At 67.1% G+C, this 24,682-nt stretch carries 28 protein-coding genes; 15 read left to right on the top strand and 13 right to left on the bottom strand.

Annotated elements, in window-relative coordinates:
* The coding region (locus tag DI606_RS13945) for an endonuclease/exonuclease/phosphatase family protein (protein ID WP_293984128.1) at positions 1-993 on the bottom strand (993 nt) is incomplete at its 3' end.
* Positions 994-1,259: 266 nt separating this feature from the next.
* On the opposite strand from DI606_RS13945, the gene DI606_RS13950 reads away from it, so the two are divergent.
* Genes DI606_RS13950 through DI606_RS13970 form a run of 5 tightly spaced genes read left to right on the top strand, consistent with a single transcriptional unit; the run spans position 1,260 to position 5,789 of the window.
* On the top strand, positions 1,260-1,997 hold the full coding sequence (locus DI606_RS13950) for a DUF2334 domain-containing protein (protein ID WP_293984129.1): 738 nt from the start codon (positions 1,260-1,262) through the stop codon (positions 1,995-1,997).
* Positions 1,994-3,166: a glycosyltransferase gene (locus DI606_RS13955; protein WP_293984130.1), complete on the top strand. Its 1,173-nt coding sequence runs from the start codon at positions 1,994-1,996 to the stop codon at positions 3,164-3,166. The genes DI606_RS13950 and DI606_RS13955 overlap by 4 nt, the downstream gene beginning before the upstream one ends.
* A complete protein-coding gene (locus DI606_RS13960) occupies positions 3,163-4,122 on the top strand; it encodes a hypothetical protein (protein WP_293984132.1) in 960 nt (319 codons plus the stop codon). The genes DI606_RS13955 and DI606_RS13960 overlap by 4 nt, the downstream gene beginning before the upstream one ends.
* On the top strand, positions 4,119-4,619 hold the full coding sequence (locus tag DI606_RS13965; protein WP_293984133.1) for a DUF2141 domain-containing protein: 501 nt from the start codon (positions 4,119-4,121) through the stop codon (positions 4,617-4,619). Before DI606_RS13960 ends, DI606_RS13965 begins: the two co-directional genes overlap by 4 nt.
* A gap of 3 nt (positions 4,620-4,622) precedes the next feature.
* The gene (locus DI606_RS13970) at positions 4,623-5,789 is read left to right on the top strand and encodes a glycosyltransferase (RefSeq protein ID WP_293984135.1); all 1,167 of its coding nucleotides are present in this window, start codon (positions 4,623-4,625) and stop codon (positions 5,787-5,789) included.
* A 36-nt stretch (positions 5,790-5,825) separates the two neighbouring features.
* On the opposite strand, the gene DI606_RS13975 is transcribed toward DI606_RS13970, so the two are convergent.
* Together DI606_RS13975 and DI606_RS13980 are read right to left on the bottom strand one after the other, a co-directional pair.
* Positions 5,826-7,196, bottom strand: a complete 1,371-nt coding sequence (locus DI606_RS13975) for a class II 3-deoxy-7-phosphoheptulonate synthase (RefSeq protein WP_293984137.1) — start codon at positions 7,194-7,196, stop codon at positions 5,826-5,828.
* A 126-nt stretch (positions 7,197-7,322) separates the two neighbouring features.
* On the bottom strand, positions 7,323-7,682 hold the full coding sequence (locus tag DI606_RS13980) for a Rap1a/Tai family immunity protein (RefSeq protein ID WP_293984139.1): 360 nt from the start codon (positions 7,680-7,682) through the stop codon (positions 7,323-7,325).
* 191 nt (positions 7,683-7,873) lie between these two features.
* Between DI606_RS13980 and DI606_RS13985 the strand changes: the two genes are divergently transcribed.
* On the top strand, positions 7,874-8,311 hold the full coding sequence (locus DI606_RS13985; RefSeq protein ID WP_293984141.1) for a thioesterase family protein: 438 nt from the start codon (positions 7,874-7,876) through the stop codon (positions 8,309-8,311).
* Positions 8,312-8,314: 3 nt separating this feature from the next.
* On the opposite strand, the gene DI606_RS13990 is transcribed toward DI606_RS13985, so the two are convergent.
* Positions 8,315-8,689, bottom strand: coding sequence for a DUF983 domain-containing protein (locus tag DI606_RS13990; RefSeq protein ID WP_293984143.1), 375 nt, complete (start codon positions 8,687-8,689; stop codon positions 8,315-8,317).
* Positions 8,690-8,783: 94 nt separating this feature from the next.
* Between DI606_RS13990 and pabB the strand changes: the two genes are divergently transcribed.
* The 7 genes from pabB to DI606_RS14025 all read left to right on the top strand — a co-directional run bounded on the left by pabB (position 8,784) and on the right by DI606_RS14025 (position 15,093).
* Positions 8,784-9,977, top strand: a complete 1,194-nt coding sequence (gene pabB, locus DI606_RS13995; protein WP_293984145.1) for an aminodeoxychorismate synthase component I — start codon at positions 8,784-8,786, stop codon at positions 9,975-9,977.
* A 27-nt stretch (positions 9,978-10,004) separates the two neighbouring features.
* Positions 10,005-10,628, top strand: a complete 624-nt coding sequence (locus DI606_RS14000; RefSeq protein WP_293984146.1) for an aminotransferase class IV — start codon at positions 10,005-10,007, stop codon at positions 10,626-10,628.
* Positions 10,629-10,755: 127 nt separating this feature from the next.
* The gene (locus DI606_RS14005; RefSeq protein ID WP_293984147.1) at positions 10,756-11,958 is read left to right on the top strand and encodes a pyridoxal phosphate-dependent aminotransferase; all 1,203 of its coding nucleotides are present in this window, start codon (positions 10,756-10,758) and stop codon (positions 11,956-11,958) included.
* 251 nt (positions 11,959-12,209) lie between these two features.
* The gene (locus DI606_RS14010; protein ID WP_293984148.1) at positions 12,210-12,377 is read left to right on the top strand and encodes a hypothetical protein; all 168 of its coding nucleotides are present in this window, start codon (positions 12,210-12,212) and stop codon (positions 12,375-12,377) included.
* Entirely contained in the window at positions 12,358-13,035 is a 678-nt protein-coding gene (msrA, locus tag DI606_RS14015) for a peptide-methionine (S)-S-oxide reductase MsrA (RefSeq protein WP_293984150.1), read from the top strand. Before DI606_RS14010 ends, msrA begins: the two co-directional genes overlap by 20 nt.
* 16 nt (positions 13,036-13,051) lie before the next feature.
* Positions 13,052-14,164 (top strand): zinc-binding dehydrogenase, encoded by a 1,113-nt coding sequence (locus tag DI606_RS14020; protein WP_293984151.1) that lies wholly within the window; start codon positions 13,052-13,054, stop codon positions 14,162-14,164.
* A 149-nt stretch (positions 14,165-14,313) separates the two neighbouring features.
* Positions 14,314-15,093: an SDR family oxidoreductase gene (locus DI606_RS14025; protein WP_293984153.1), complete on the top strand. Its 780-nt coding sequence runs from the start codon at positions 14,314-14,316 to the stop codon at positions 15,091-15,093.
* A gap of 69 nt (positions 15,094-15,162) precedes the next feature.
* On the opposite strand, the gene infC is transcribed toward DI606_RS14025, so the two are convergent.
* Both infC and thrS read right to left on the bottom strand, forming a co-directional pair.
* Positions 15,163-15,696 (bottom strand): translation initiation factor IF-3, encoded by a 534-nt coding sequence (gene infC, locus DI606_RS14030; RefSeq protein WP_066696691.1) that lies wholly within the window; start codon positions 15,694-15,696, stop codon positions 15,163-15,165.
* Positions 15,697-15,826: 130 nt separating this feature from the next.
* Positions 15,827-17,809 carry a threonine--tRNA ligase gene (thrS, locus tag DI606_RS14035; RefSeq protein WP_293984171.1) on the bottom strand — a complete coding sequence of 661 codons (1,983 nt, stop codon included), beginning with the start codon at positions 17,807-17,809 and terminating at the stop codon, positions 15,827-15,829.
* A gap of 177 nt (positions 17,810-17,986) precedes the next feature.
* Here thrS and DI606_RS14040 point away from each other — a divergent pair, with 177 nt between their 5' ends.
* Entirely contained in the window at positions 17,987-18,163 is a 177-nt protein-coding gene (locus DI606_RS14040) for a hypothetical protein (protein WP_293984155.1), read from the top strand.
* A 1-nt stretch (position 18,164) separates the two neighbouring features.
* Here the strand turns inward: DI606_RS14040 and DI606_RS14045 are convergent, their stop codons facing one another.
* The 7 genes from DI606_RS14045 to DI606_RS14075 are packed head-to-tail and all read right to left on the bottom strand — an operon-like array spanning position 18,165 to position 23,646.
* Complete coding sequence (locus DI606_RS14045; protein WP_293984157.1) at positions 18,165-18,530, bottom strand: DsrE family protein; 366 nt, start codon at positions 18,528-18,530, stop codon at positions 18,165-18,167.
* On the bottom strand, positions 18,512-19,285 hold the full coding sequence (locus DI606_RS14050; RefSeq protein WP_293984159.1) for a HesA/MoeB/ThiF family protein: 774 nt from the start codon (positions 19,283-19,285) through the stop codon (positions 18,512-18,514). Before DI606_RS14050 ends, DI606_RS14045 begins: the two co-directional genes overlap by 19 nt.
* Positions 19,282-19,689 carry a hypothetical protein gene (locus tag DI606_RS14055; RefSeq protein WP_293984161.1) on the bottom strand — a complete coding sequence of 136 codons (408 nt, stop codon included), beginning with the start codon at positions 19,687-19,689 and terminating at the stop codon, positions 19,282-19,284. The genes DI606_RS14050 and DI606_RS14055 overlap by 4 nt, the downstream gene beginning before the upstream one ends.
* A 4-nt stretch (positions 19,690-19,693) precedes the next feature.
* Positions 19,694-20,149 carry a dUTP diphosphatase gene (dut, locus tag DI606_RS14060; RefSeq protein ID WP_293984163.1) on the bottom strand — a complete coding sequence of 152 codons (456 nt, stop codon included), beginning with the start codon at positions 20,147-20,149 and terminating at the stop codon, positions 19,694-19,696.
* Positions 20,124-21,368 carry a bifunctional phosphopantothenoylcysteine decarboxylase/phosphopantothenate--cysteine ligase CoaBC gene (coaBC, locus tag DI606_RS14065; RefSeq protein WP_293984165.1) on the bottom strand — a complete coding sequence of 415 codons (1,245 nt, stop codon included), beginning with the start codon at positions 21,366-21,368 and terminating at the stop codon, positions 20,124-20,126. Before coaBC ends, dut begins: the two co-directional genes overlap by 26 nt.
* A complete protein-coding gene (gene ubiB / locus DI606_RS14070; protein ID WP_293984167.1) occupies positions 21,365-22,906 on the bottom strand; it encodes a 2-polyprenylphenol 6-hydroxylase in 1,542 nt (513 codons plus the stop codon). Before ubiB ends, coaBC begins: the two co-directional genes overlap by 4 nt.
* An 8-nt stretch (positions 22,907-22,914) precedes the next feature.
* Positions 22,915-23,646 carry a class I SAM-dependent methyltransferase gene (locus DI606_RS14075; RefSeq protein WP_293984168.1) on the bottom strand — a complete coding sequence of 244 codons (732 nt, stop codon included), beginning with the start codon at positions 23,644-23,646 and terminating at the stop codon, positions 22,915-22,917.
* 117 nt (positions 23,647-23,763) lie between these two features.
* On the opposite strand from DI606_RS14075, the gene DI606_RS14080 reads away from it, so the two are divergent.
* A partial coding sequence (locus DI606_RS14080; RefSeq protein WP_293984169.1) for a trehalase family glycosidase occupies positions 23,764-24,682 on the top strand: 919 nt, incomplete at its 3' end.

Raw genomic sequence — 24,682 nt, forward strand, 5'->3', positions numbered from 1 at the left:
TTCGCCGTCCGGTTCCGAACCGAAGGGCACGTCCGCGCTCGCCACGCGCATCGGCGCGCCCGCGGCGGTGCGGGCGAAGACCCAGTCCTTGGCATGTTCGGTGGCGCGGACAAGATCGGTGGGGCGGTTTCCGGGGACCGGCGCCGCCTCCGCCAGCGCCTGGTGCGTGCCGCTCCACGCCGGGGCGACGAAGCGCAGTCCGACGCGCGAGAAGCCGTCGAAGAAGGCGGCGAGGCGGTGCGGGTCGCGGCCCAGGTTCATGTCGCCGCCGATGATGAGCGGGCGGTCGGCGGGCACGACCGCGCCCACGAACTGCGCCATGAGGACGATCTGCCGCCGGTAGGCGCGGTTGGCACGGTCGGTCGACACGCCGCTCGCCGCCCGGCTGTTGAGATGGGTGTCGACGACGCTGACCGTGCCGGTGCCCGGCACATCGAGATGCGCGACCAGCACGCCCTTGTTGGCGAGGCAGTCGTAGCCTGCACAGGCGAAGTCGGGAAAGGCCATGCGGTCGACGCCGGTGACGGGATAGTCGGACAGGATCATAAGGCCGCTGCCGACCTGCTTGCCCATATCCTCGCCCTTGCTCCAGCGCGCGTCGGCGAGAAAGGCGGTGTCGGCGGCATCGGCATGGAGCGGCGTGCGCAGCGCGGCGTCGGGCCCCATCGCGACATGGGCGTAGCCCGCCGCGGTGGCGAGCGCCTGGGCTTCTGCCGAGAAGGCTTCTTGAAGCAGGACGATATGCGGTTGCCGGTGGGCCTGTCGCATGGCGCGCAGCCGCTCCCCGATCCGCTCCAGCATCGGCCCGCGCCCCCGCGCGACGGGCCAGGGCAGGCCTTCCACATTATAGGTCATGACCGACAGCGGATTGTCGACCGCCCGGGCGTCGCCGGGCGGCGGAGACCAGACGGGATGCGCTTCCTCCCGCCCCGATCCCGTCGATGCCACGGCCACCATGCCAGCGAAAAGCAATGTCGCGAAAAGCCTGCGCATATCTTCAACCCCCGACGCATCGGTTAGCAGCGAATTTGGACAGTTTGACTTCGGTGCAATGGCGTTTTTATGAATTGCCGAAGATGAATACTGTGATGAGCTATTTAAAATACTCTTTGTTTAAGTATGGTGATTGCTTCGTGAAAAATTTGTAACAATAGAATTGTTGATTACGGGGTATCGGCAGGCTTAGCGTCATTGTCACATTAGGGTCACCGGCGTTCATCATAGGCCGCCGTGATCGGACGACTGGATGCAGGCCCGTCATGAAAAGACTGCTACTATCCATTCACGATGTCGGGCCGCGCTTCGAGGAAGAGGTCGACCGGCTGATCGGCCATGTTGCCCGCCATGTCGAACCGGGTGCGCTGGCGATGCTGGTCGTGCCCAATCATTGGGGCGCGCACCCCATCGGTACGAATGCGCCGTTCGCCCGGCGACTGAGGCAATGGGCGGACGCAGGCGTCACCATGTTCGCCCATGGCTGGTTCCACCGGGATATGGCGACTCATGAAGACAGGCTGTCCCGGTTCAAGGCGCGCCACATGACGGCGGGCGAGGGCGAATTTCTGGGGCTGAATGCGGGGGACGCGGCGCGGCGGATGGGGGATGCGCGCGTCCTGATCGAAGCGATCACCGGTCGCCCGGTCGCGGGCTTCATCGCCCCGGCGTGGCTCTATGGCGCGCCTGCGCTCGGCGTGCTGAGCAGGAGCGGCTTCGCGCTGGCGGAAGACCATATGAAGGTGTGGCACGCGCCCACGGGCCGGGTGCTGGCGCGCGGGCCGGTCATCACCTGGGCGAGCCGCAGCCGCGCGCGAATGGCATCGTCCCTGCTGGCAGCCAGGCTGTTGCCGCCGCTGCTCGCCCACGCCCCGGTCGCGCGGGTGGCGGTGCATCCGGGCGACGCGCATAGCCCGGCGCTGCTCGCCAGCATCGACCGTACGCTGGCGCGGTTGCGGCGCACCCATGCGCCCGCCCGCTACGGCGACCTGCTGGCGGCATGACGCGGATGCGCATCCTCACCTTCCTGCACAGTTTCGAGCCCGGCGGGGTCGAACGGGTCGCGCTGCGGCTGGTGCGGCACTGGCGCGGGAGCGGGATCGACGCGCCGCTGTTCATGGGGCGCAGCGACGGCGCGCTGCGCGCCGAACTGGCCGGCGACGTGCCGTATGACAGCCCGCCCGCCCCGCCTGTACCCATCGGCTGGTGCGAGACGCTGTGGATGATCGCGACGCTGCCCGCCGCGATCCGGCGGCTGCGCCCCGACGCGCTGTTCTGCGCGGGCAACAGCTATGCGGTGGTGGCGGTGGCGATGAAGCTGATGCTGGGATCGCGCTGCCCGCCGGTGCTGATGAAGATCAGCAACGACCTGGAGCGGGCCGACATGCCGGCGGTCGGGCGGTTCTTCTACCGTCTGTGGCTGCGGGTGCAGGGGCGCTGCATCGACCGCTTCGTTGCGATGGCGCCGGGGCTGGAGCAGGAAATCGCCCGCTTCGTGCGGCCCCGGCCCGGCGCCATCGCGACGATCCCCTCGCCCGCGCTGTCGGCCGCGCGGATCGAGCGGTTGCATGAAATCGCGGATCGCCCCGCGCCGGGCGACGGCCGCCGCTTCGTCGCCATCGGGCGGCTGGCGCGGCAGAAGAACATGCCGCTGATGCTGCGCGCCTTTGCGCTGGGCGCGCGGGCGGGGGACAGGCTGACGATCGTGGGCGACGGGCCGGAGCGGGCGTCGCTGGTACGCCTTGCGCGGCGGCTGCGCATCGCCGACCGCGTGAGCTTTGCCGGCCATGTGCCCGATGGCGCGATGCTGCTGCGCCGCCGCGACACGTTGCTCCTCACGTCCCGCTACGAAGGCGTCCCGGGGGTCGTGCTGGAAGCGCTGGCGGCGGGCGTTTTCGTGATCGCCACCGATTGCAGCGCGGCGATCCGGCCCCTGCTGGACAACGGGCGGCTGGGCAGCGTCGTTTCGTCCGGACATCTGGACGCGCTGGCGCAGGAGATCGGCAAGCTGCGCCGCTGCGCCGACCGGGAAGCTGCGCTGGCGACGGCGTACCGCTTTACCATCGAGGGCGCGTCGCCCGAGTATCTGGCGCTGTTCGCGGCGATGACCGACCGTTCGGCAGCGCCCGCCAACGCCCGCACCGTTCCGCCCTCCATGCCGAGCCTGTCATGACCAGCGATACCGCAACCCTGCCGCCGCCGCCCGCACCCGGCGGTATCACGATCGATCGTTTCGATCCCGCGCCGCTGATCGCGCGGGGGCGCAACGGCTGGACGCGATGGGCCGGGCCGGTCGTGTCGCTTCTGATCCTGGTCGTCGCCTTCATGCAGTTGCGCCATGTCGACCCGACGGAGCTGTGGGCGCTGCTGCCTGCCTCCGCCGCCTTCTGGGCCGTCTATGCCGTCTATTATCTGGCCGGGCCGGTATCCGAATGGGTGATCTTCCGCCGCCTGTGGTCGATCCCGGGCGAGGGCCTCGCGGCGCTGATGCGCAAGATGATCAGCAACGAACTGCTGCTCGGATACCTCGGCGAAGTCTATTTCTACGCCTGGGCGCGGCGCAACGCGACCGTCACCAATGCGCCGTTCGGCGCGATCAAGGATGTCGCGATCCTGTCCGCGCTGGGCGGCAATATCGTGACGCTGGCGATGGTGGCGCTGGCCTGGCCGTTGCTGGGCGCGGTGGACGCAGGGTTCAACCGTTGGGAAGTGGCGGGGTCGATCCTGTTCGTCTTTGCCCTGTCCGCCGTCGCCCTGCTGCTGCGGCGTCGATTGTTCAGCCTGCCGCGCCGCGAACTGATTGTCGTGTTCGGCATCCAGATGCTGCGGATCGTGGGCAAGAACCTGCTCGCCGCCGTCATGTGGCACATGATGCTGCCCGCCGTGGGCCTGACCTGGTGGGTGCTGCTGGCGACGTTGCGCCAGTTGCTGTCGCGCCTGCCGTTCCTGCCCAACAAGGATGTGGTGTTCGCCGGCATCGCCGCGTTCCTGATCGGGCGCGATAACGACATCGTGTCGGCGATGGCGCTGATGGCGTCGCTGATCCTCGTCACGCATCTGATCGTCGGGCTGTGCCTGGGGGTGAGCGGCCTGACGCGCGAAGGAAAACTGCAAGGAAACCGGGCATGATCCCCTCTCTTTTGATCGCCGCCGCGCTCGCCTCCAGCCCTGATCTGGGCAAGGCGGAAGGCCAGTGCCGCCCCAACGAACATGGCCCCGCCTATCTGGTGGAGGTCAAGGGCCTGAAGGACCGGCAGGGGCTGCTCAAGCTGGAGCTGTATCCTGCGAGGGACGGCGATTTCCTGGCGGACGACAATGTGCTGATCGCGGCGGGCAAGCCGTTCCGCCGGGTCGAGATGCCGGTGCCCAAGGAAGGCCGCGTGGAAATGTGCATCCGCGCGCCCGCGCCGGGCACCTATGCGCTGAGCCTGCTCCACGACCGCGACGGCAACCACAAGTTCGCATTGTCGGTCGATGGGGTGGGGTTCGCGGGCAACCCGAAGCTGGGCTGGTCGAAGCCCAAGGCCGCGGCCGCGAGCGCGGCGGTCGGCAACGGTCCCACGCCCATCGCCATCGTCGTCAACTATCGCCGGGGGCTGTTGTCCTTCGGCCCGCTGGAGAAGTGAACGATGCGGATCGTCGATGTGTGCGCGCTTTATGCGCCGCAGGGCGGGGGGGTCAAAACCTATGTCGAGCGCAAGCTGGCGGCGGGCGCGGCGGCGGGGCATGAGGTCATCATCCTGGCGCCGTCGGAAAATGGCGGGGTGGTGGAAGCGCAGGGCGGCGGGCGCATCGTCATGATGCCTGCGCGGCGCTTTCCGCTCGACCGGCGCTATTCCTATTTCGACGACGAGGCGTCGCTGCACGCGATGCTCGACCGGTTGCGGCCCGACATGGTGGAAGCGTCGTCCCCCTGGGCGAGCGCGTCGATGGTGGCGCGCTGGCGCGGAAGTGCGCCGCGCGCGCTCATCATGCATGCCGATCCGCTGTCGGCCTATGCCTATCGCTGGTTCGGTCCGGTGCTGAGCCGCAAGGCGATCGACCGGGGGTTCGAGTGGTTCTGGCGGCATCTGCGCCGCCTGGACGCGCAGTTCGACATGGTGGTGAGCGCGAGCGACAGCCTGACCGCACGGTTGCGCGAAGGCGGGCTGCGGCGGGTGACGACGCTGCCCATGGGGGTGGAACCGGGGCATTTCCACCCGCGTCATCGCAACGGGGAACTGCGCACGCGGCTGCTGGAGCGATGCGGTCTTGGACCGGACGCCACGCTGCTGCTGGGCGTGGGGCGTCATGCGCCGGAAAAGCGATGGCCGATGGTGATCGATGCGGCGGCGTCGGCAGGCTATCACAGTCCCGTCGGCCTCGTGCTGGTGGGCGACGGTCGCGATCGGGCGCGGGTAGTGCGCGCGGCGGACAATAATCCGCATATCCAGCTGCTCGCCCCCATCAATCGGCGCGACACGCTGGCCGAACTGCTGGCGAGCGCGGATGCCCTGGTCCATGGGTGCGAGGCGGAAACCTATTGCATGGTGGCGGCCGAGGCACGGGCGAGCGGATTGCCGGTGATCGTGCCCGACGAAGGCGGCGCGTCCGATCAGGCGCGGGGCGGCGGGTTCCGCTACGCCGCGACGCAGGCGGAGAGCATGGCGATGGCGATCCGGGATTTCATCGCGACGCGCGAGGCGGCGCGGGAACAGGCGACCGCCGCCGCGCCCGGGGTGCGGACGATGGACGTGCATTTCGACGATCTGTTCGCGACCTATGCGGGGCTGCTGTCGCCAAGGGTCGCGGCGTGACGCGGCGGCGCGGATCGCGCGCCGCCGTATCGGGGATCAGGCCGCGGCGCGGCGTTCCTTCAGTTCCTCGTTCAGCATTTCCGCCAGCAGGAAGGCGAGTTCGAGGCTCTGCGCCGCATTGAGGCGCGGGTCGCAATGGGTGTGGTAACGATCCGCCAGCCCTTCGTCGGTGATGGCGATCGCGCCGCCGGTGCATTCGGTGACGTTCTGCCCGGTCATTTCGGCATGGATGCCGCCCCCGAAGCTGCCCTCGGCCCGGTGCACGGCGAAGAAGCCGCGCACTTCGGCCAGGATGCGGTCGAAAGGCCGCGTCTTGTAACCGTTCGCCGCCTTGATGACGTTGCCGTGCATCGGGTCGCAGGACCAGACCACCGGGTGCCCTTCGCGCAGGACCGCGCGGACGAGCCGGGGCAGCCCCGCCTCGATCTTGTCATGGCCGTAGCGGGTGATGAGCGTGATGCGCCCCGCCTCGCGCGACGGGTTCAGCACGTCGAGCAGCCGGATGAGCGCGTCCGGTTCAAGGCTGGGGCCGCACTTCATGCCGATGGGATTGCCGATGCCGCGCAGATATTCGACATGAGCGCTGCCTTCGAAGCGCGTGCGGTCGCCGATCCAGAGCATATGCGCGGAGGTATCGTACCAGTCGCCGGTCAGGCTGTCCTGCCGGGTCAGCGCCTGTTCGAACGGGAGCAGCAGCGCTTCGTGGCTGGTGTAGAAGCTGGTGCCGCCCAGTTGCGGCACGCTGTCCGCGTCGAGGCCGCAGGCGCGCATGAAGTCGAGCGCCTGGCCGATCTGGTCAGCCATCTGCTCGAACTTGGCGGCCCAGGGGGAACGGCCCATGAAATCGAGCATCCAGCCATGCACCCGGTCGAGCGAGGCATAGCCACCGGTCGAGAAGGCGCGCACGAGATTGAGCGTCGCTGCCGACTGGTTGTAGGCGCGGATCATCCGTTCGGGGTCCGGCTCGCGCGCCTGCGCCGTGAACGCGATGTCGTTCACATTGTCGCCGCGATAGCTCGGCAGTTCGACGCCGTCGATCGTTTCGGTGTCGGCGGAGCGGGGCTTGGCGAACTGGCCCGCCATGCGCCCCACTTTCACCACCGGCAGCTTGGACGCGAAGGTCAGCACCACCGCCATCTGGAGCAGCACGCGGAAGGTGTCGCGGATGTTGTTGGGATGGAATTCGGCGAAGCTTTCGGCGCAGTCGCCGCCCTGAAGCAGGAAGGCTTCGCCCGCCGCGACCCGGCCGAGATCCGCCTTCAGGTTGCGCGCCTCGCCCGCAAAGACGAGCGGCGGAAACTGACCAAGCTGAGCCTCCACGGCGGCGAGCGCCTGTGCATTGCGATAGAAGGGCATCTGGATGCCCTTATGGCTGCGCCAGCTTTCCGGCGTCCACTTCGCCGCCACGTCGAGTCTCCTTCATCGTAAAATAAGGGGGCGCACCTACGCGTTCGCCGCCGCCAAGGCAAGTTTATAGCGGTGAGGCAGGGGCTTTGCGCAATGATTTGTCCCGATCATTCTGATCGGCGGCGTCTATTTCTGGCAGGGCCATTTCTCGTTGAGCGCGACGCTGACCAGCACCGAGGCCGGCCCCTTGCGCTGGTCGGGCCAGCGTTCGAGATAGGCGACGGCGGTGCGGCGCGCCTGATCGGCGGTCATGCGGTCGGGCCAGCATACCGGGCGGGCGCGACCGATGAACATGTCCTTGCGGATGCCGTCCACCACCCCGACGATATAGGCGGTGCAGGCGAGGTCGTAGCCCGGTGCCTTGTTGCGGCATTTGGCGAGCAGGGTCGTGCCGGTTTCGAACATGAAGGCCTGCGCGCGGGCGGGCGCGGGCGTCAGGGACGGGAGAGCGGCGGCGGCCAGCGCTGCGGCGACCAGGAGGCGCATGACGAAGGGTCCTTTCACCCGAACAGGTGAGGGGCAGGTAATGCCCGGTTCCTGAACCCCGACTGTCCGACGACCGGTCCCCGCGCCGCATGTGTCCAAAAGGACGCAGTCGCGTCATTTTTATGAAAGCGAATTGCATCGGGACCGGCGGCGCGCCAGAGCAGGGCCACGACGTTGACAGGAGACAGGACATGGCCAAACCCGAATCCTGGCGATTGCGCCCCGAAGCCTATCGCTTCGTCACCAGCATCGACACGCGGTTTCAGGACCTCGACACGATGGGCCATATCAACAATGTCGCAATATCCGGCATGTTCGAAACGGCGCGCATCCGGTTCCATCACCATCTGGGCCGCCATCCGCAGGAACAGGGCGTGCGTTGGCTGGTCGCCAACGTGACGCTGAATTTCATCGAGGAATCGCATTTCCCCTATCCGTTCGAAATCCATTGCGCCATCGGCCATATCGGTCGGACGAGCTGGACGATCAGTTCGGCGGGCTTCCAGAAGGGCGTGTGCGTCGCGACCGCGGACACGACCGTGGTGACGCATGGGGCGGAAGGGCGACGCACGATCGACGAAACGCTGCGCGAAGCGATGGAGCTGAATTTCCTGCGCCAGCCCGAATAGGGATCAGGCGAAACCGGCCATCCGGCGGCTCCACTGGAGCGCGACGACCGCGCCCTTGACCGGCTGGATCATCGCTGTGGCCAGAATGACGGCCAGCGTCGGCCAGATCGCCGCCTGCCAGCCCAGCGGAATGGCGAACGCGGCATTCACCTCGATCATCAGCGGCACGAGGATGTGGCCGAGAGCCAGGATGACGATATAGGCGGGGAAATCGTCCGCCTGATGCAGGTCCAGCCGCTCGCCGCAATGCGGGCAGGCGGGCGCGACCTTGAGGAAGCGGGCGAACATCCGTCCTTCGCCGCACGCCGGGCAACGGCCCCGCAGCCCCTGCACAACGGCAGGCCAGAGCGGGCGGTCGACAGGGGCGGGATCGGTCATGGATGCCGGGGTAAAAGGCCGCCCGCCGCCGCGCAACCGGCAATTGCGCGGCGGCGGGCCTTTCCCGCGCCCCAAAGCCTGTTAAGAAGCGGCCATGCGCCTGCCCGGACCGTCCGAAGCCTTTTGCCTGTTCGACGATGCGCGTGCGCCTACCGTTGATCGATCCCCCGCCCATGCGCGGCTCTATCGCGATCCGGTCGGCATCGTGGCGGCTTTCGACATGGCGCAGGTGCAGCCCGCGCTCGACCGGCTGGCCGAAGCCCGCGACGCGGGACTGCATGTCGCGGGGTTCCTGTCCTACGAGGCGGGGCTGGCACTGGAGGATCGACTGGCGCCCATTGCGCGGCGGCGGGACGCGGGCGGTGCGCCGCTGCTGTGGTTCGGCCTGTTCGAAGGGGTGCGGCTGATCGCGCCCGACACGCTGCCCGCGCTGCTGCCCGACCCGGCGCGCGCGACCGTGGGCGCGCCCCGACCGCTGATCGGGCAAGCGGAGCATGAGGCCGCATTCGCGCAGGTGCAGGACTATATCCGCGCGGGCGACATCTATCAGGTCAACCTCACCTTTCCGTGCGAGGTGCCTTTGTCGGGCGATCCGCTGGCGCTCTATGCCGCGATCCGGCCGCGCGCGGCGGCGGGCTATGGCGGGGTGATCCGCACCGGTGGGCACAATCTGCTGTCCTTTTCGCCCGAACTGTTCTTCACGCAGGTGCGCGGGCTGCTGACGGCGCGACCGATGAAGGGCACGGCGACGCGCGGGGGCGGCGCGGAGGCGGACGCGGAGGCGGACGCGGCGGCGGCGGGCGCGCTGGCGCAGGACCCCAAGCAGCGGGCGGAAAATCTGATGATCGTCGACCTGCTGCGCAACGACCTGTCGCGCGTGTCGATGGCGGGCAGCGTTATTGTGCCCGAACTGTTCCACGTCGAAACCTATCCTACGGTGCACCAGATGGTGTCGACCGTGCGCGCGCGCATCCTGCCCGGACTGTCGCCCGTCGATGTGCTGCGCGTCCTTTTCCCCTGCGGGTCGATCACCGGCGCGCCCAAGGTCCGGGCGATGGAGATCGTCGATGCGGTCGAACCCTTTGCGCGCGGCCCCTATACCGGGGCGATGGGCTGGATCGACCCGGAGGGCGATGCCGCCTTCAATGTTGCCATTCGCACCATTTGCGTCGAAGAAGGAGCAGGGACGGGTCGTCTGGGCCTGGGGTCCGGCATCGTGGCGGATTCCGATGGCGCAGCCGAATGGGCGGAGTGTCTGGCGAAGGCGCGCTTCCTGTCCGCGATGTGACGGGTGTGCGAATGCATAAGGGTTGCCATGGCGTTGGCTGACGGACGGTTCGACCTTTTGGAAACGATGGCGTTCGATCCGATGGACGGGGTCAGGTTGCTGGAGCTGCATCTGGCGCGGCTCAAGGCCAGCGCCGACGCGCTGGGCTTCGCGTTCGACCGCCACGATGTGCGCAACGAGCTTCAGGCCGCGACCTTTCGCCTGCGCGAGCGGAGCCGGGTGCGGCTGCTGGTGTCGCGACGCGGATCGGTGGCGATCGAGGTGCGCGAGCATCGCACCTGGCCCCAGGCGATCCTGCCGGTCGCCGTGGTCCCGCGCCAGGCGCCTGCGCACGACCTGCGGCTGCGGCACAAGACGACCGACCGGACCATCTATCGCGACGCATTGAAACGCGGCGGGACGTACGAGGTGCTGTTGAAGGACGAGCAGGGATACCTGACCGAGGGCTGTTTTTCGACGTTGTTCGTCGAGCGCGGGGACAAGCTGGTGACGCCGCCTTTGTCGCGCGGGGCGCTGCCCGGCATCCTGCGGCAGAGCCTGCTCGACATCGGCGAGGCGGTGGAGGGCGATCTGCGCGTTGCCGATCTGGAGAAGGGCTTTTTCCTCGGCAATGCCGCGCGCGGCATGGTGGCGGCGACGCTGGCGCGATAGCCCGGCTTTTCCCAAAGGAAAGCCATTGCGCGCCATCTGGCCGGTTGCCCCTTTGGGCGTTGCGCACTAAGGGGCGACGCGTCCGCTTAAATTGCGGAATTGGTGATCTTACAGAAAGAACGTTGCCATGAGCCAGACTTCCGCAGCCCTGGGCCGTATCCAGCCGTCCGCCACGCTCGCCATGAGCGCACGCGTGAATGCGCTCAAAGCCGAGGGCGTGGACGTTATTGGACTGTCGGCGGGCGAGCCCGATTTCGACACGCCCGATTTCGTCAAGGAAGCGGGCATCGCCGCGATCCGCAACAACCTGACCCGCTACACCGATGTGGACGGCACGGCGGACGTCAAGGAAGCGGTCGCCTTCAAGTTCAAGCGCGACAACGGCTTGGTCTACAAGCGCAGCCAGATCAGCGTCAATTCGGGCGGCAAGCACACGCTGTTCAACGCGCTGGTGGCAAGCGTGGACAAGGGGGACGAGGTCATCATCCCCGCGCCCTATTGGGTGAGCTATCCCGATATCGTGAATTTCGCGGGCGGGACGCCGGTCTTCATCGAGGGGCCTGCGAGCCAGGGCTACAAGATCACGCCCGCGCAGCTCGACGCGGCGATCACGCCACGTACCAAGTGGGTGATGCTGAATTCCCCGTCCAACCCGTCGGGCGCGGCCTATTCGGCGGATGAGCTCAAGGCTCTGGCCGACGTGCTGCTGCGCCACCCCCATGTGCTGGTGATGACCGACGACATGTACGAGCATGTCTGGTACGCGCCCACCCCCTTCGCCACCATCGCGCAGGTGTGCCCGGAGCTGTACGATCGCACGCTGACGGTCAACGGCTGTTCCAAGGCGTTTTCGATGACCGGCTGGCGGATCGGCTTTGCGGGCGGCCCGGAATGGATCATCAAGGCGATGGGCAAGCTGCAATCGCAGTCGACCAGCAACCCGTGTTCCATCAGCCAGGCCGCTGCCGTCGCGGCGCTGACCGGGCCGCAGGATTTCCTCGAAGAACGCAACGCCGTGTTCAAGAAGCGGCGCGACATGGTCGTCGCCATGCTGAACGACGCGCCGGGCCTCGATTGCCCGACGCCCGAAGGCGCCTTCTACGTCTATCCCGACGCGAGCGGCGTCATCGGCAAGACGACGCCCAAGGGCGCGACGATCGACAGCGACGAGGCGTTGATCGGCTATTTCCTCGACGAGGCGAAGGTGGCGGCGGTGCACGGCGCGGCGTTCGGCCTGTCGCCCGCCTTCCGCATCAGTTACGCGACATCGGACGAAGTGCTGAAAAAGGCGTGCACGCGCATCCAGGAAGCCTGCGCCGCGCTCCGCTGAAACGGACGGGCTTCGGCCAGGGATGTGAAAAACGGAAACGGTGTTTTTCATGCCGCGCCGTCTTGCGATTGGCGCGGCATCCTTTATATGCCCGTTGCGAAGAGAAACCTAATTAACCGTCGCATTCGTCCTCCTCTCATGGCCGCCCGTCGAAAGCGGATGCCGCCATGGCTGCCGTTCAGTCAGGGGCAAGGTCGACGACGATAGACGGACCCGGCATGACCGGTAGAAGGAAAAGAAAGGCGTTGCCCATGAAGGCGTTCCTCAAATCCGACCTGTTCCTGCGCTTTCTGGGCGGGTTCGCCATCGGTGCGGTCGCCATGTTCGCGCTCCAGCCGAGCGAGCCGCCGATGTTCGGCACGAGTGCCGTCGCGGCGACGCATACCCCTGGCCAGACCGATGCGCAGGTCGCGCGCTAGGCTGCTGATCCCCGCGCTGGCGGCGGCTCTTGTCGTCGCAGCGCCGGCCCGCGCCGAACGCGTGGTGCAGGCACCTGTGCCCCTTATCGACGCAGCGCCTACCCGTGCGCTGGAAACGGCTGTCTTCGCAGGCGGCTGCTACTGGGGGGTAGAGGGCGTATTTTCGCATGTGAAAGGCGTGCACCTCGTCCTGTCGGGCTTTGCCGGCGGGCCCAGGGGGCGACGCGTCGATTATGAGACGGTCAGCGGCGGCGATACCGGCTTTGCCGAATCGGTGCGCGTGACCTACGATCCGAAGCTGGTCAGCTACGGCACGCTGATGCGCGTGTTCTTTTCCGTCATCGCCGATCCGACCGAGCTCAATTACCAGGGGCCGGACCATGGCACCCAGTATCGCAGCGCGCTGTTTCCGCTGAACGCCGAACAGGACAAGGCAGCCCGCGCCTATCTGGCGCAACTGGGCAGGGCTGGGCTGTGGCGCGATCCGATCGTGACGCGTGTCGAGCGCTTCACCGGGTTTCAGGATGCAGCCGCCGACCATCAGAATTTCATGCGGAACAACCCGCGCCATCCCTATATTGTGCGATGGGATCAACCCAAGCTGACGGCGTTCAAGGCGATGTTCCCCAATCTCTACCGGGATCGTCCGTCCGCCTGATTGACAGGAGCGAGACATGAGCGACACCAAAGGCCTGAAACTGCTGTCCACCCTGAACGACGACGGGCGTCTGACGGTGGAACTGGTGGAGGAAACGTTGCACGCTCCGCAGGGCGCGCAGGTGCTGGTGCGGATCGAAGCCGCGCCGATCAACCCGTCCGACCTCGGGCTGCTGTTCGGGCCTGCCGCCGTGGACGAGGCGGACTATGCCCCGCGCAGGATCGTCGCGCAGATGCCGGACGCCGCGATGAAGGCGATGGCGGCGCGGATCGGGCAGGCGATGGGCGTCGGCAACGAAGCGGCGGGCACAGTGATCGCTGCGGGTGACGACAAGGCGGCGCAGGCGCTGCTGGGCAAGCGGGTCGCGATGATCGGCGGGGACATGTATGCGCAGTTCCGCCTGATCGATGCGAGCGCCTGCATGGCGTTGCCCGACGATGTGACGGCGGAAGAAGGCGCGTCGGCCTTCGTCAATCCGATGACGGCGCTGGGCTTCGTCGAAACGGCGAGGGCGGGCGGACACACGGCAATCGTGCACACCGCCGCCGCGTCGAACCTGGGCCAGATGCTGGTGAAGGTGACGCAGGCGGACGGTATCGGCCTCGTCAACATCGTGCGGAGCGAGGAGCAGGCGAACCTGCTGCGCGGGATCGGTGCGGAGCATGTGGTCAACAGCCGGGACGAGGATTTCGGCGCGCAGTTGGAGGCGGCCATTGCCGCCACCGGTGCGACCGTCGCCTTCGACGCTATCGGCGGCGGCACGCTGGTCAGCCAGATCCTGCACGCGATGGAAAAGGTCGCCAGCCGCGATGCGCCCTACAGCCGTTATGGATCGAACACCCCGAAAAACGCCTATATCTATGGCGCGCTCGATACCGGACCGACGATCCTGACGCGCAGCTTCGGCTTTCAGTGGGACGTTTCGGGATGGCTGCTGTTTCCGGCGCTGCAAAAGGCCGGGCCGCAGACCGTCGAGCGGATGCGCCAACGGGTGCGCGACAATTTGAAGACCTTGTTCGCGAGCCAGTACAAGGCGCGGCTGTCGCTGGAGGAGGCGCTGGGCCGCGAGGCGGTAACGGCTTATAATGCGCGGCGCACGGGTGAGAAATATCTGATCGTCCCCAACTGATGCGCCCGATTGCCGGGACGCGCGATGCCCGTTAGCTTGGGTGCGAAACATAGGAGTCTTTCGACATGATCCAGCGTCACCGCTGAGCGCGGGCAGGCTCGCTGGCGGCGTCACTGTCGCCAATGGCTGGATTGTCATGCGAGGACTTCATGGAAAGACTGACAGACAAGCTGTGCGTCGTCACCGGCGCGGCGCGCGGGATCGGACGCGCTATCGCTGCGCGCTTCGTTGCGGAAGGCGCAAGCGTCATCCTGACCGATCGGGACGAGGCAGAAGGGGCGCAGGCCGCACGGGACATGGGCGCGCGGTTCGAGCGGATCGACGTGCGCGAGGAAGAGGACTGGGCGCGGCTGGAGCGAATCGCGCCTGCCATCGACGTGCTGGTCAACAATGCGGGGGTCACGGGGTTTGAGGATGGCGCGGTGGCGCACGACCCCGAACATGCCACGCTGGCCGACTGGCGCGCGGTCCATGCGGTAAACCTGGATGGGACGTTTCTGGGATGCCGCTATGCAATCCGGGCGATGAAGGCACGGGGGAGCGGGTCCATCGTCAACATTTCCTCGCGGTCGGGGCTGGTCGGCATTCCGGGTGCGGCGGCCTATGCTTCGTCCAAGGCGGCGGTGCGCAATCACAGCAAGAGCGTGGCGCTCTATTGCGCGCAGCAGGGATGGCGCATCCGATGCAATTCCATCCACCCTGCCGCGATCCTGACGCCGATGTGGGAACCGATGCTGGGCGACGGCGCGGATCGGGAGGCGCGGATGGCGGCGCTGGTCGCGGATACGCCGCTCCGGCGCTTCGGTACGGCAGAGGAAGTGGCGGCGGTCGCGGCGATGCTGGCGGCGGACGAGTCGGCCTATGTGACGGGCGCGGAGTTCAATGTCGACGGGGGCCTGCTGGCAGGATCGGCGGCTTCACCGGGATGACCGGTAACGCAAAGGGGGCGGCGTTCGCATGAACGCCGCCCCCTTTTAAGCGTATCGGACGCCGCGTGCTTATTTCGGCGACAGCACCATCAGCATTTGCCGGCCTTCCATGCGGGGATAGGCCTCCACCTTGGCGATCTCGGCGACATTTTCGGCCACGCGCTGAAGCAAATTCATGCCAAGCTGTTGGTGGCTGAGTTCGCGACCGCGGAAACGCAGGGTGATTTTCACCTTGTCGCCGTCACCGATGAAGTCGTGCACCTTCTTCATCTTCGTATCATAGTCATGATCGTCGATGTTGGGACGCATCTTGATTTCTTTGAGTTCCTGCGTCTTCTGCGTCTTGCGGGCGATGTTCGCCTTTTTTTGCGCTTCGTACTTGAACTTGCCGATGTCGAGGAACTTGCAAACCGGCGGATCGGCGTTGGGCGAGACTTCGACAAGGTCGAGGCCGACCTCGGCTGCCTGCTCGATCGCCTCCTGCGTAAACATCACACCCAGATTTTCGCCCTCGTCATCGATGACGCGCACTTTGGGCACGTTGATGAACTCGTTATAGCGGGGGCCGGACTTCGGCGGCGGCGCCAGCGGGCGGCGCATCATCGGGGGACGTATAGCGGTATCTCCTATGATCGTTTCAAAAACGGACGGCTCTTAGCGGCTTTTGACGAAAGCCGAAAGGGGCGCGCGGTCCGACCGTTACGGAATCACGCGCCCTTGCGGCATTTCTGCCTCACCGTATATCGGGCGCCTGCGCCTCTTTTGCAAGACGGGCGACGATATCGTCCACCGAAAGGACGCTCTGCCCCTCCTTGCCCAGTTCGCGCAACGCCACCGTGCCCTCGTCCGCCTCGCGCCGTCCGACGACGAGGAGGTTGGGGACCTTGCCGAGGCTGTGTTCGCGCACCTTGTAGTTGATCTTTTCGTTGCGCGTGTCGGTTTCGGCGCGAATGCCAGCCGCGCGCAGGCGGTCCACCACCGAGCGGGCATAATCGTCCGCGTCCGACACGATGGTCGCGACCACCGCCTGCACGGGGGCCAGCCAGAGCGGGAAGCGGCCCGCATAATGTTCGATCAGGATGCCGATGAAGCGTTCGTAGCTGCCGAAGATCGCGCGGTGGAGCATCACCGGGCGGTGCCGCTCGCCATCCTCGCCGATATAGGATGCGTCGAGTCGGTCGGGCAGGACGCGGTCGGACTGGATGGTGCCGACCTGCCATGTCCGCCCGATGGCGTCGGTCAGGTGCCATTCCAGCTTGGGCGCGTAGAAAGCGCCTTCGCCCGGCAGTTCTTCCCAGCCATATTCCGGGGTGTTGAGCCCGGCGGCGGCGACCGCGTCGCGCAGTTCGTTTTCCGCCTTGTCCCACATCTCTTCGCTGCCGAACCGCTTTTCGGGGCGCAGCGCGAGCTTGATCGAGTAAGTGAAGCCGAAATCCTTGTAGATGCGGTCGGCGAGCGCACAAAAGGCGCGGACTTCCTCGACGATCTGGTCTTCGCGGCAGAAGATGTGCGCGTCGTCCTGCGTGAACTGGCGCACGCGCATCAGGCCGTGCAACGCGCCGTGCGGTTCGTTGCGGTGGCAGCAGCCATTTTCGTAAAGGCGCAGGGGCAGGTCGCGATAGCTTTTGATCCCCTGGCGGAAGATGAGGACATGCGCCGGGCAGTTCATGGGCTTGAGCGCCATCCATTCCGCGTCGTTAGACACCAGCGGGCCTTCGTCCGCGACGTTGGGCACTTCGTCGGGGATGACGAACATATTCTCGCGATATTTGCCCCAATGGCCCGACTGTTCCCACTGGCGCGCATCCATCACCTGCGGAGTCTTGACCTCCCGATAGCCAGAATCGTCGATGGCGCGGCGCATGTAGGATTCCAGCTGCCGCCAGATGATATAGCCTTTGGGATGCCAGAAGACCGACCCGTGCGCTTCCTGCTGGAGGTGGAACAGATCCATCTCCGCGCCCAGCTTGCGGTGGTCGCGCCGGCCCGCTTCCTCCAGCCGCGTCAAATGCTCGTTCAGCTGCTTCTTGTTGAGCCAGCCGGTGCCGTAGATGCGGCTGAGCATCGCGTTCTTCTGGTCGCCGCGCCAATAGGCGCCCGACACGCGGGTCAGCTTGAAGGCCTGCGGATCGAGCTTGCCGGTGGAGGCGAGATGCGGACCGCGGCACATGTCGTACCAGCCCTCGCCCGAATGATAGACGGTCAGTTCCTCGCCCTGCGGGAGTTCTGCGGCCCATTCCGCCTTGAACGTCTCGCCCGCCGCGCGCCAGTGCGCGATCAGGGTGTCGCGGTCGATCACCTCGCGGCGCAGCGGCTTGTCGGCGGCGATGATCTCGCGCATCTTCGCCTCGATCGCGGGGAGGTCTTCCTCGGTAAAGGGCCGGTCCTTGGGCGCGAAGTCGTAGTAGAAGCCATCGTCGGTCGACGGGCCGAAAGTGATCTGCGTGCCGGGGAACAACGCCTGCACCGCTTCGGCGAGGATATGCGCAAAGTCGTGGCGCGCGAGTTCGAGCGCGTCGGCCTCGTCCTTTGCGGTGACCAGCGCGAGGGCGGCGTCGGCCTCCAGCGGGCGACCGATGTCGCGCAGTTCTCCATCGACGCGCGCGGCGATGGCGGCCTTCGCCAGACCCGGTCCGATGGCCGCCGCGATGTCCGCCGGGGTAGTGCCGGGCGCGACTTCGCGCACGGAACCGTCGGGCAGGGTGATCTTGAGCATGGCGGACACGGGAAGGGATCTTTCTGTTGGAAGGCGTGAAGAGCAGCGGAAAAAGCCGCGCCTACCCCTTAAATGGGCGGGCATCGCTGTCAATAGAAGGGCGGGCGATAGAAGACCGCTGTCCTTGCCCTCTCCCTGCGCCGTCTGTAGAAGCGGGTCGCGAAGGGAGGGCAGGGCGTGAAGGTGGTACGCTTGGGTCTGACGCTGACGATCGGCCTCGGTGCTTTCTGGGCGGCCGCGCATGTCGGCGCGCTGCTCCCGCACGACCGGAGCGTTCTCAATCCGTTGCAGGCGAGCTCGGGTGCGAGCCAGCGGATGATCGACCTGCGCCGCTACCTGCCTGTGATCCGCTGATTTAGACGAAGACCAGGCGCGCTTCGTCGCCCATGTCCTGCAACAGGCCGACCGGGCCGCCCGTCGCGATGCCCTGCGGCAGGTCCGCCGCATCCATCGCCGCCATGGCGAGGCCGCTCTGGCAGGCGATCGTGCGAACGCCGAGCGCCAGCGATTCTTCCAGCAGGGTGGCAAGGTCGGGCAGGCCCGCCGCCCGATGCGCGGCGTCGCGCGGCGCGCTGACGGGCTGGCGGAGAAGGGCGACGGCGTCGAGCTGAAGGAAAATCGTCGCGTCGCCGCCCAGCGCCGCCTGTGCCGCCGCCAGCGTCAACGTCCCGCGCAGCCGTTCGGCATCGGCGGTCGCGACGATCAGCAGGAGGGGACGCATGGTTCCACAGCGCAGGCCGGGCAGGCCGGGTCCTTCGCTACGTCGAGCGTGCGAAAGCGCATGGCGAGCAGGTCGGCGATCAGCAGCCGCCCGACCATGTCGGTGCCGAAGGGCACGATCTGCCGGATCGTTTCCAGCGCGGCGAGGCTGCCCATCGTGCCGGTCAGCGCGCCGATCACGCCGGTTTCGGCGCAGTTGCGTTCGGGCGCATCGTGCGGATCGCCGACGAGGCAGCGATAGCAGGGGCGGCCCGCTTCCCACCCGCGATAGGTGCCCAGTTGCCCTTCGAACGGCCCCACCGCCGCCGAGACGAGAGGGATGCGAAGACGGTGGGCGCTGTCCGCGACGGCCAGCCGCGTCGCGAAATTATCGCACCCGTCGAGCACCACGTCCGCCTCGCGCAGCAGCAGGTCGGCGTTGTCGGCATCGACCCTTGCGTTGATGGGGATGAGCTTCACGTCCGGGTTGATGCGCGCGACCGCAGCCATCGCGGCCTCCGCCTTGGGCGCGCCCAGGTCAGCCGTGCCGAACAGAACCTGCCGCTGGAGGTTGGAAAGTGCGACGGCATCGTCGTCGATCACCCGGACGGTGCCGACGCCCGCTGCCGCAAGGTAGAGGATGGCCGGGCTGCCGATGCCGCCCGCGCCGATCACCGCGACCTGCGCCGACAGCAGCCGCGCCTGTCCCGTGCCGCCGATTTCCTTGAGCACGATGTGTCGGGCGTAGCGTTCGAGCTGATCGTCGGTCAGTGTCACGGCGCGTCCGACCAGAGGAAGCGCACCTGCGAGCGCCGCCATTGCGGCGTTGACGAACCCGATTTCGGGAAAGAATTGCGCAGCGTGCCGAGGATGCGCGTGCTGACGAACTTTTCGACGGCGGTGCACTGGACATTGACGGGGGCGATACGCATCGGCGTACCGTCCCCTGCCAGCAGGAAAAGCATGTCGATTTCCAGCAGCCACGACCCTTCGTAAGGGACAGCGCCGGTGCATTTATTCTTGCGATAGAAGCGGGCGACATCCTCCGACCAGCGCGGGGATACGCGGCGGCCCTGCCAGTTTTCGATGACGGGGACTTCGCTCAGATCGGTGGGCATCGGCGGCGGCGCAGCGGTGGATGGGGCGGCGGCGGCCAGCATCATCGAAATCAGCATCGTCATTCCGTCACACTCCCGTCGAACCGAAGCCGCCTTCCCCCCTGGCGGTTTCGTCCAGACTATCGACTTCGCGGAAGCTGGCAAGCTGTACCGGCGCGACGACAAGTTGCGCGATGCGGTCGCCGCGCGCGATGGCGAAGGGCTGGTCGCCAAGGTTGACGAGGATGATCTTCAGTTCGCCGCGATAGTCGGCATCAATTGTTCCGGGCGTGTTGGGCAGGCTGATGCCGTGCTTGAGCGCCAGGCCCGAGCGGGGGCGGACCTGCACTTCGTAGCCGTCGGGAATGGCGAGCGCGAAGCCGGTCGCGACGGCGTGGCGACCGCCCGGCGGGAGCGTCAGGTCCTCCGCCGCCACAACGTCCATGCCCGCAGCGTGCGCGGTCGCATAGGCGGGCAGGGGCAGACCTTCGCCGTGGGGCAGGCGTTTCAGCCGGATTTCAACGGGGCTGAGCGGAGAGGGCATGGGCAAGCCTTTCGATGAGGCGGAGGGCGACGTCGTCCTTGGCCATGGCGGGCCAGCTGTCGATCCCGTCGGCGGTAACGATCCGGACACTGTTGTTATCGCCGCCCATCACGTCGCCCGACACGTCGTTCGCGACGATCCAGTCCGCGCCCTTGCGCGCCAGCTTGGCCTGCGCATGTTCGGCGATCTTTTCCGTTTCCGCCGCGAAACCTATGACCAGCGCAGGGCGGCGGGCATGACGGCCCAGCGTCGCCAGAATATCGGGGTTTTCGGCAAGTGCGAGCGGGGCGGGCCGACCGGAACCGTCCTTCTTGATCTTCTGTCCGGACGCGTCCGCCGCGCGCCAGTCTGCAACGGCGGCGACCATGATCGCGGCGTCGGCGGGGAGCGCGGCCTCGACCGCGGCGAGCATGTCGCGCGCGGTTTCCACGTCGACCCGGTCGACCCCGGCGGGGGTGGGAAGATGCACCGGCCCCGCCACCAGCGTGACCCGTGCCCCCGCCCGCGCGGCGGCGGCGGCGATGGCGAAGCCCTGCTTGCCCGACGAGCGGTTGGCGATGTAACGCACGGGGTCGATCGGCTCATGCGTGGGGCCTGCGGTCACAAGGACGTGTCGACCGGCGAGCCGTTGCCGGTCCTGCGCGAAGGCGGGCCGGTCGGCGAGCGGACCGGGCGCGTGCGGGCGATCCAGCCGGTGCAGGATTTCCGCGACGATTTCTTCGGGTTCGGGCAGGCGGCCCTTGCCGAATTCGCCGCAGGCCATCGACCCGCTGGCAGGCTCCATGATCGTAATGCCGTCTGCGCGCAGCGTCGCCAGGTTCCGCTGCGTCGCGGGGTGTTGCCACATGCGCACGTTCATCGCGGGCACGGCGAGCACCGGCTTGTCGGTGGCCAGCAGGACGGTCGTGGCAAGGTCGTTCGCAATGCCGCCCGCCATCCGGGCGAGGATGTCGGCGGTCGCGGGTGCGATGACGATGAGGTCGGCCTGACGGCTGAGCTGGATATGCCCGATCTCGCGTTCTTCCTTCAGGTCGAACATGTCACCATAGACATGATCTTCGGTAAGGACACCGAGACTGAGCGGCGTGACGAACTTCTCGGCGCTTTGCGTCATCACCGCGCGCACGGCGATGCCGCGCCGTTTCAACAGGCGGATCAGCTCGAGCGATTTGTAGGCCGCGATGCCGCCCGAGACGATGAGGAGAATGCGTTTCGTCATAAATGCAGATGGAGGGCGGCGGCGCCCGCCATGCCGGCGGCAGCGGCAACCAGGGCGACGAGCGCGGTGCGCCAGCCGCCGCCGACGCGGATCAGGCGGATTTCGTTCAGCGGCGGCGGCGGGGGGGCGCCGCCCTTTTCCGGGAAGGCGTCCTCGATCCGGCGGACAAGGCCGGGCAGGCGCTGGAGCGTGCGCCAGTTTTCGATCAACGTGTCGGCGGCCTTCGCTTCCGGCCCCAATTCGGTGCGCAGCCATTCGCGCACATAGGGGCCGCTCGTTTCCCAGAGGTTGATGTCGGGATCGAGCGCGGTGGCGACGCCTTCCACCATGACCATCGTCTTTTGCAGGAGGAGGAGGTGCGGCTGCGTCTGCATGTCGAAGTCGCGGGTGATGGCGAATAGTCCGTCGAGCATGCCGCCGACCGACAGTTCGCGCACGGGCTTGCCGCGCATCGGTTCGCCCACGGCGCGGAGCGCGGTCGCAAATTCCTCGACGCTGTGGTGGGCAGGGACATATTGCGCCTCGAAATGGATTTCGGCGACGCGGCGGTAATTGCCGGTAATGAGTCCGTAGAGGATTTCGGCGAGCCACATGCGCGCGCGCCGGTCGATCCGGCCCATGATACCGAAGTCGATGGCGACGATATCGCCGGAGCCGGTCACGAACAGGTTCCCCTGATGCATGTCGGCATGGAAGAAACCATCGGCGATCGCCTGCCGCAGGAAGGCGTTGACGAGGCGACCCGCCAGATCCTTCACATCGTGGCCCGCCGCGATCAGCCCGGCGCGGTCGGCGATCTTGATGCCGTCGATCCACTCCATCGTCATGACGCGCCCGCTGGTGCGGTCCCAGTCGATCTGCGGGATGCGGTATCCGGGCACCGCCTCCATCGCTTCGGCGAGTTCGGAGGCGGAGGCGGCTTCCCGCCTAAGGTCGAGTTCGCGCGCGGTCCAGCGCTTCATGTTGGCGATGACGAGGCGGGGACGCAGGCGCGCAAGCTCTCCGCCCAGCTGCTCGACATGGGCGGCGGCCCATTCGTAGGTCTGGATGTCGCGGTTGAACTGGTCGATGACGCCGGGCCGGATGACCTTGACCGCCACGTCGCGCCCATCGGCGGTCAACGCCCGATGCACCTGCGCGATCGACGCGGCGCCGACCGGGGTTTCGTCGAACCGGGCGTAGAGCGCTTCGAGCGGGCGGCCGAAGCTGAGCTCTATCTGCGCCTTGATCGTGTCGAAGGGGACGGGGGGAAGCGCGTCCTGAAGGCGCAGCAGGTCGTTCGCCGCTTCCTCCCCCACAAGATCGGGGCGGGTGGCGAGGGTCTGGCCCAGCTTGATCGCGGCGGGGCCGATGGCCTGGAACGCGTCGGCGTAGCGGGGCTGGGCGGGGACGCGCGCGCCGAAGCGGGCGATGCGAACGAGGCGGCGGACCGGCGCCGGGGTCAGCGGATCGCGCTCGATCCCCGTCAGTGCGCCGTGCCGCGCGAGCGTCCGGCCCCATTTGAGGAGCCGCCAGATATGGGTGGCGTGGGTGGTCATGCCGGGCGTCAGATCTTCCAGCCCGAATGAATGGCGACGAGGCCGCCCAGAATCGGCTCCACCTTCGTATTGGCAAAGCCCGCGTCGCGGATCATGCCTTCGAACCGGGGCATCGGCGGGAAGCGGCGGATCGATTCGATGAGGTAGCGATAGCTGTCCGCGTCATTGGCGAACAGTTTGCCTAGGTGCGGCACCAGCTTGTGCGAATAGGTGTCGTAGACATCGGAAAAGCCCGGCCATGTCGTCGTCGAGAATTCGAGGCAGAAGAAACGCCCGCCGAATTTCAGGACGCGGTGCGCTTCGCGCAGCGCCTGGTCGATATGGGTGACGTTGCGGATGCCGAAGGCGATCGTGTAGGCGTCGAATTCCCGGTCGCCGAAAGTCAGCGCCTCGGCATTCTGTTCCGACCAGATCAGCCCTTCATACCCCTTCTTGCGGGCCCGCTCCATGCCCACGGCCAGCATTTCGGGGTTGATGTCCGACACGGTCACCTGCCCGCCATGGCGATGCATGCGGAAGGCGATGTCGCCGGTGCCGCCCGCCATGTCGAGGATCTGTTCGCCGGGCCGGGGCTTCACCCGCCGCACGAACTGGTCCTTCCACAGCCGGTGCGCGCCGCCCGACATCGCGTCGTTCATGAGGTCGTATTTGCCCGCGACGTTGGAGAAGACCGCGCGGACCATGCCCGCTTTCTCGGCGGCATCGACGTCGCGATAGCCGAAGGATGCTGTTTCGCTCATGGGGTAAGGCCTCTAGCTGCTGTTCCCCCGCCTTGCCAGCGGGAAGGCGAGGCCGGGGAACGTTTCGGACGCGTCATTCATTGGCGGTATGAACCATCGTCCGGGGGAGATGATCCGATGCGCCGCAGGATATTGGGGCTGGCCGCTGCCCTTTTGTGCATGGGCGAGGCGCAGCCGCAGGTGCAAAGCCCGCAGCAGGTCTACGGCCCGCTGTTCGAGGCGGTGCAGGGCGAGCGCGTCTTTGCCGACGGCAAGAGCTTCGTCGACGCAGTGCCTCGGGGAGCGCCTGCCGCCATTTTGGAAGCCTATCGGCGCGAACGGCCGCAGGGCGCGGCTTTGCGTACCTTCGTGCTGCGGCATTTCGACGTGCCGGGCGAGGAGGGCGCGGCGCACGAGCAGAGTCTGCGCGGCCATATCCGCGCGCTCTGGCCCCAGTTGACGCGGCCCGCCTTCACGCCCCCTGCGGGCGCGTCGGCCATCGGCCTGCCCGCGCCCTACATGGTGCCGGGTGGGCGGTTTCGCGAAATCTATTATTGGGACAGCTATTTCACGATGCTGGGCCTCAAGGCCGACGGGCAGCAGGCGCAGATCGATTCGATGCTGGCTGATTTCGAGAGTCTGATCGACCGCTTCGGCTTCATCCCCAACGGTACGCGGACCTATTATCTCGGTCGCTCGCAACCGCCGTTCCTGAGCATGATGGTCGATCTGGCGAGCGATCCTGCCGATCCGCGCCATCTGAAGGCGCTGCGGGCGGAACATGATTTCTGGATGCGCGACAGCCAGGGGCTGGCCGCCGGGGCGGCGGCGCGGCGCGTGGTGCGGATGCCGGACGGGGCGCTGCTCAACCGTTACTGGGACGACCGGGCCGGACCGCGCGACGAAAGCTGGGCGGAGGACCGGGCGACCGCGCGGGAGAGCAACCGCGATGCAGCGGAGGTCTATCGCGACCTGCGGGCCGGGGCGGAAAGCGGCTGGGACTTTTCCGCGCGTTGGCTCGCGGACCCCCGGCGACTCGCGACGGTCCGCACGACGC

Origin of the sequence: Sphingobium sp., assembly GCF_003248505.1 — a bacterium.
Lineage (GTDB): Bacteria > Pseudomonadota > Alphaproteobacteria > Sphingomonadales > Sphingomonadaceae > Sphingobium.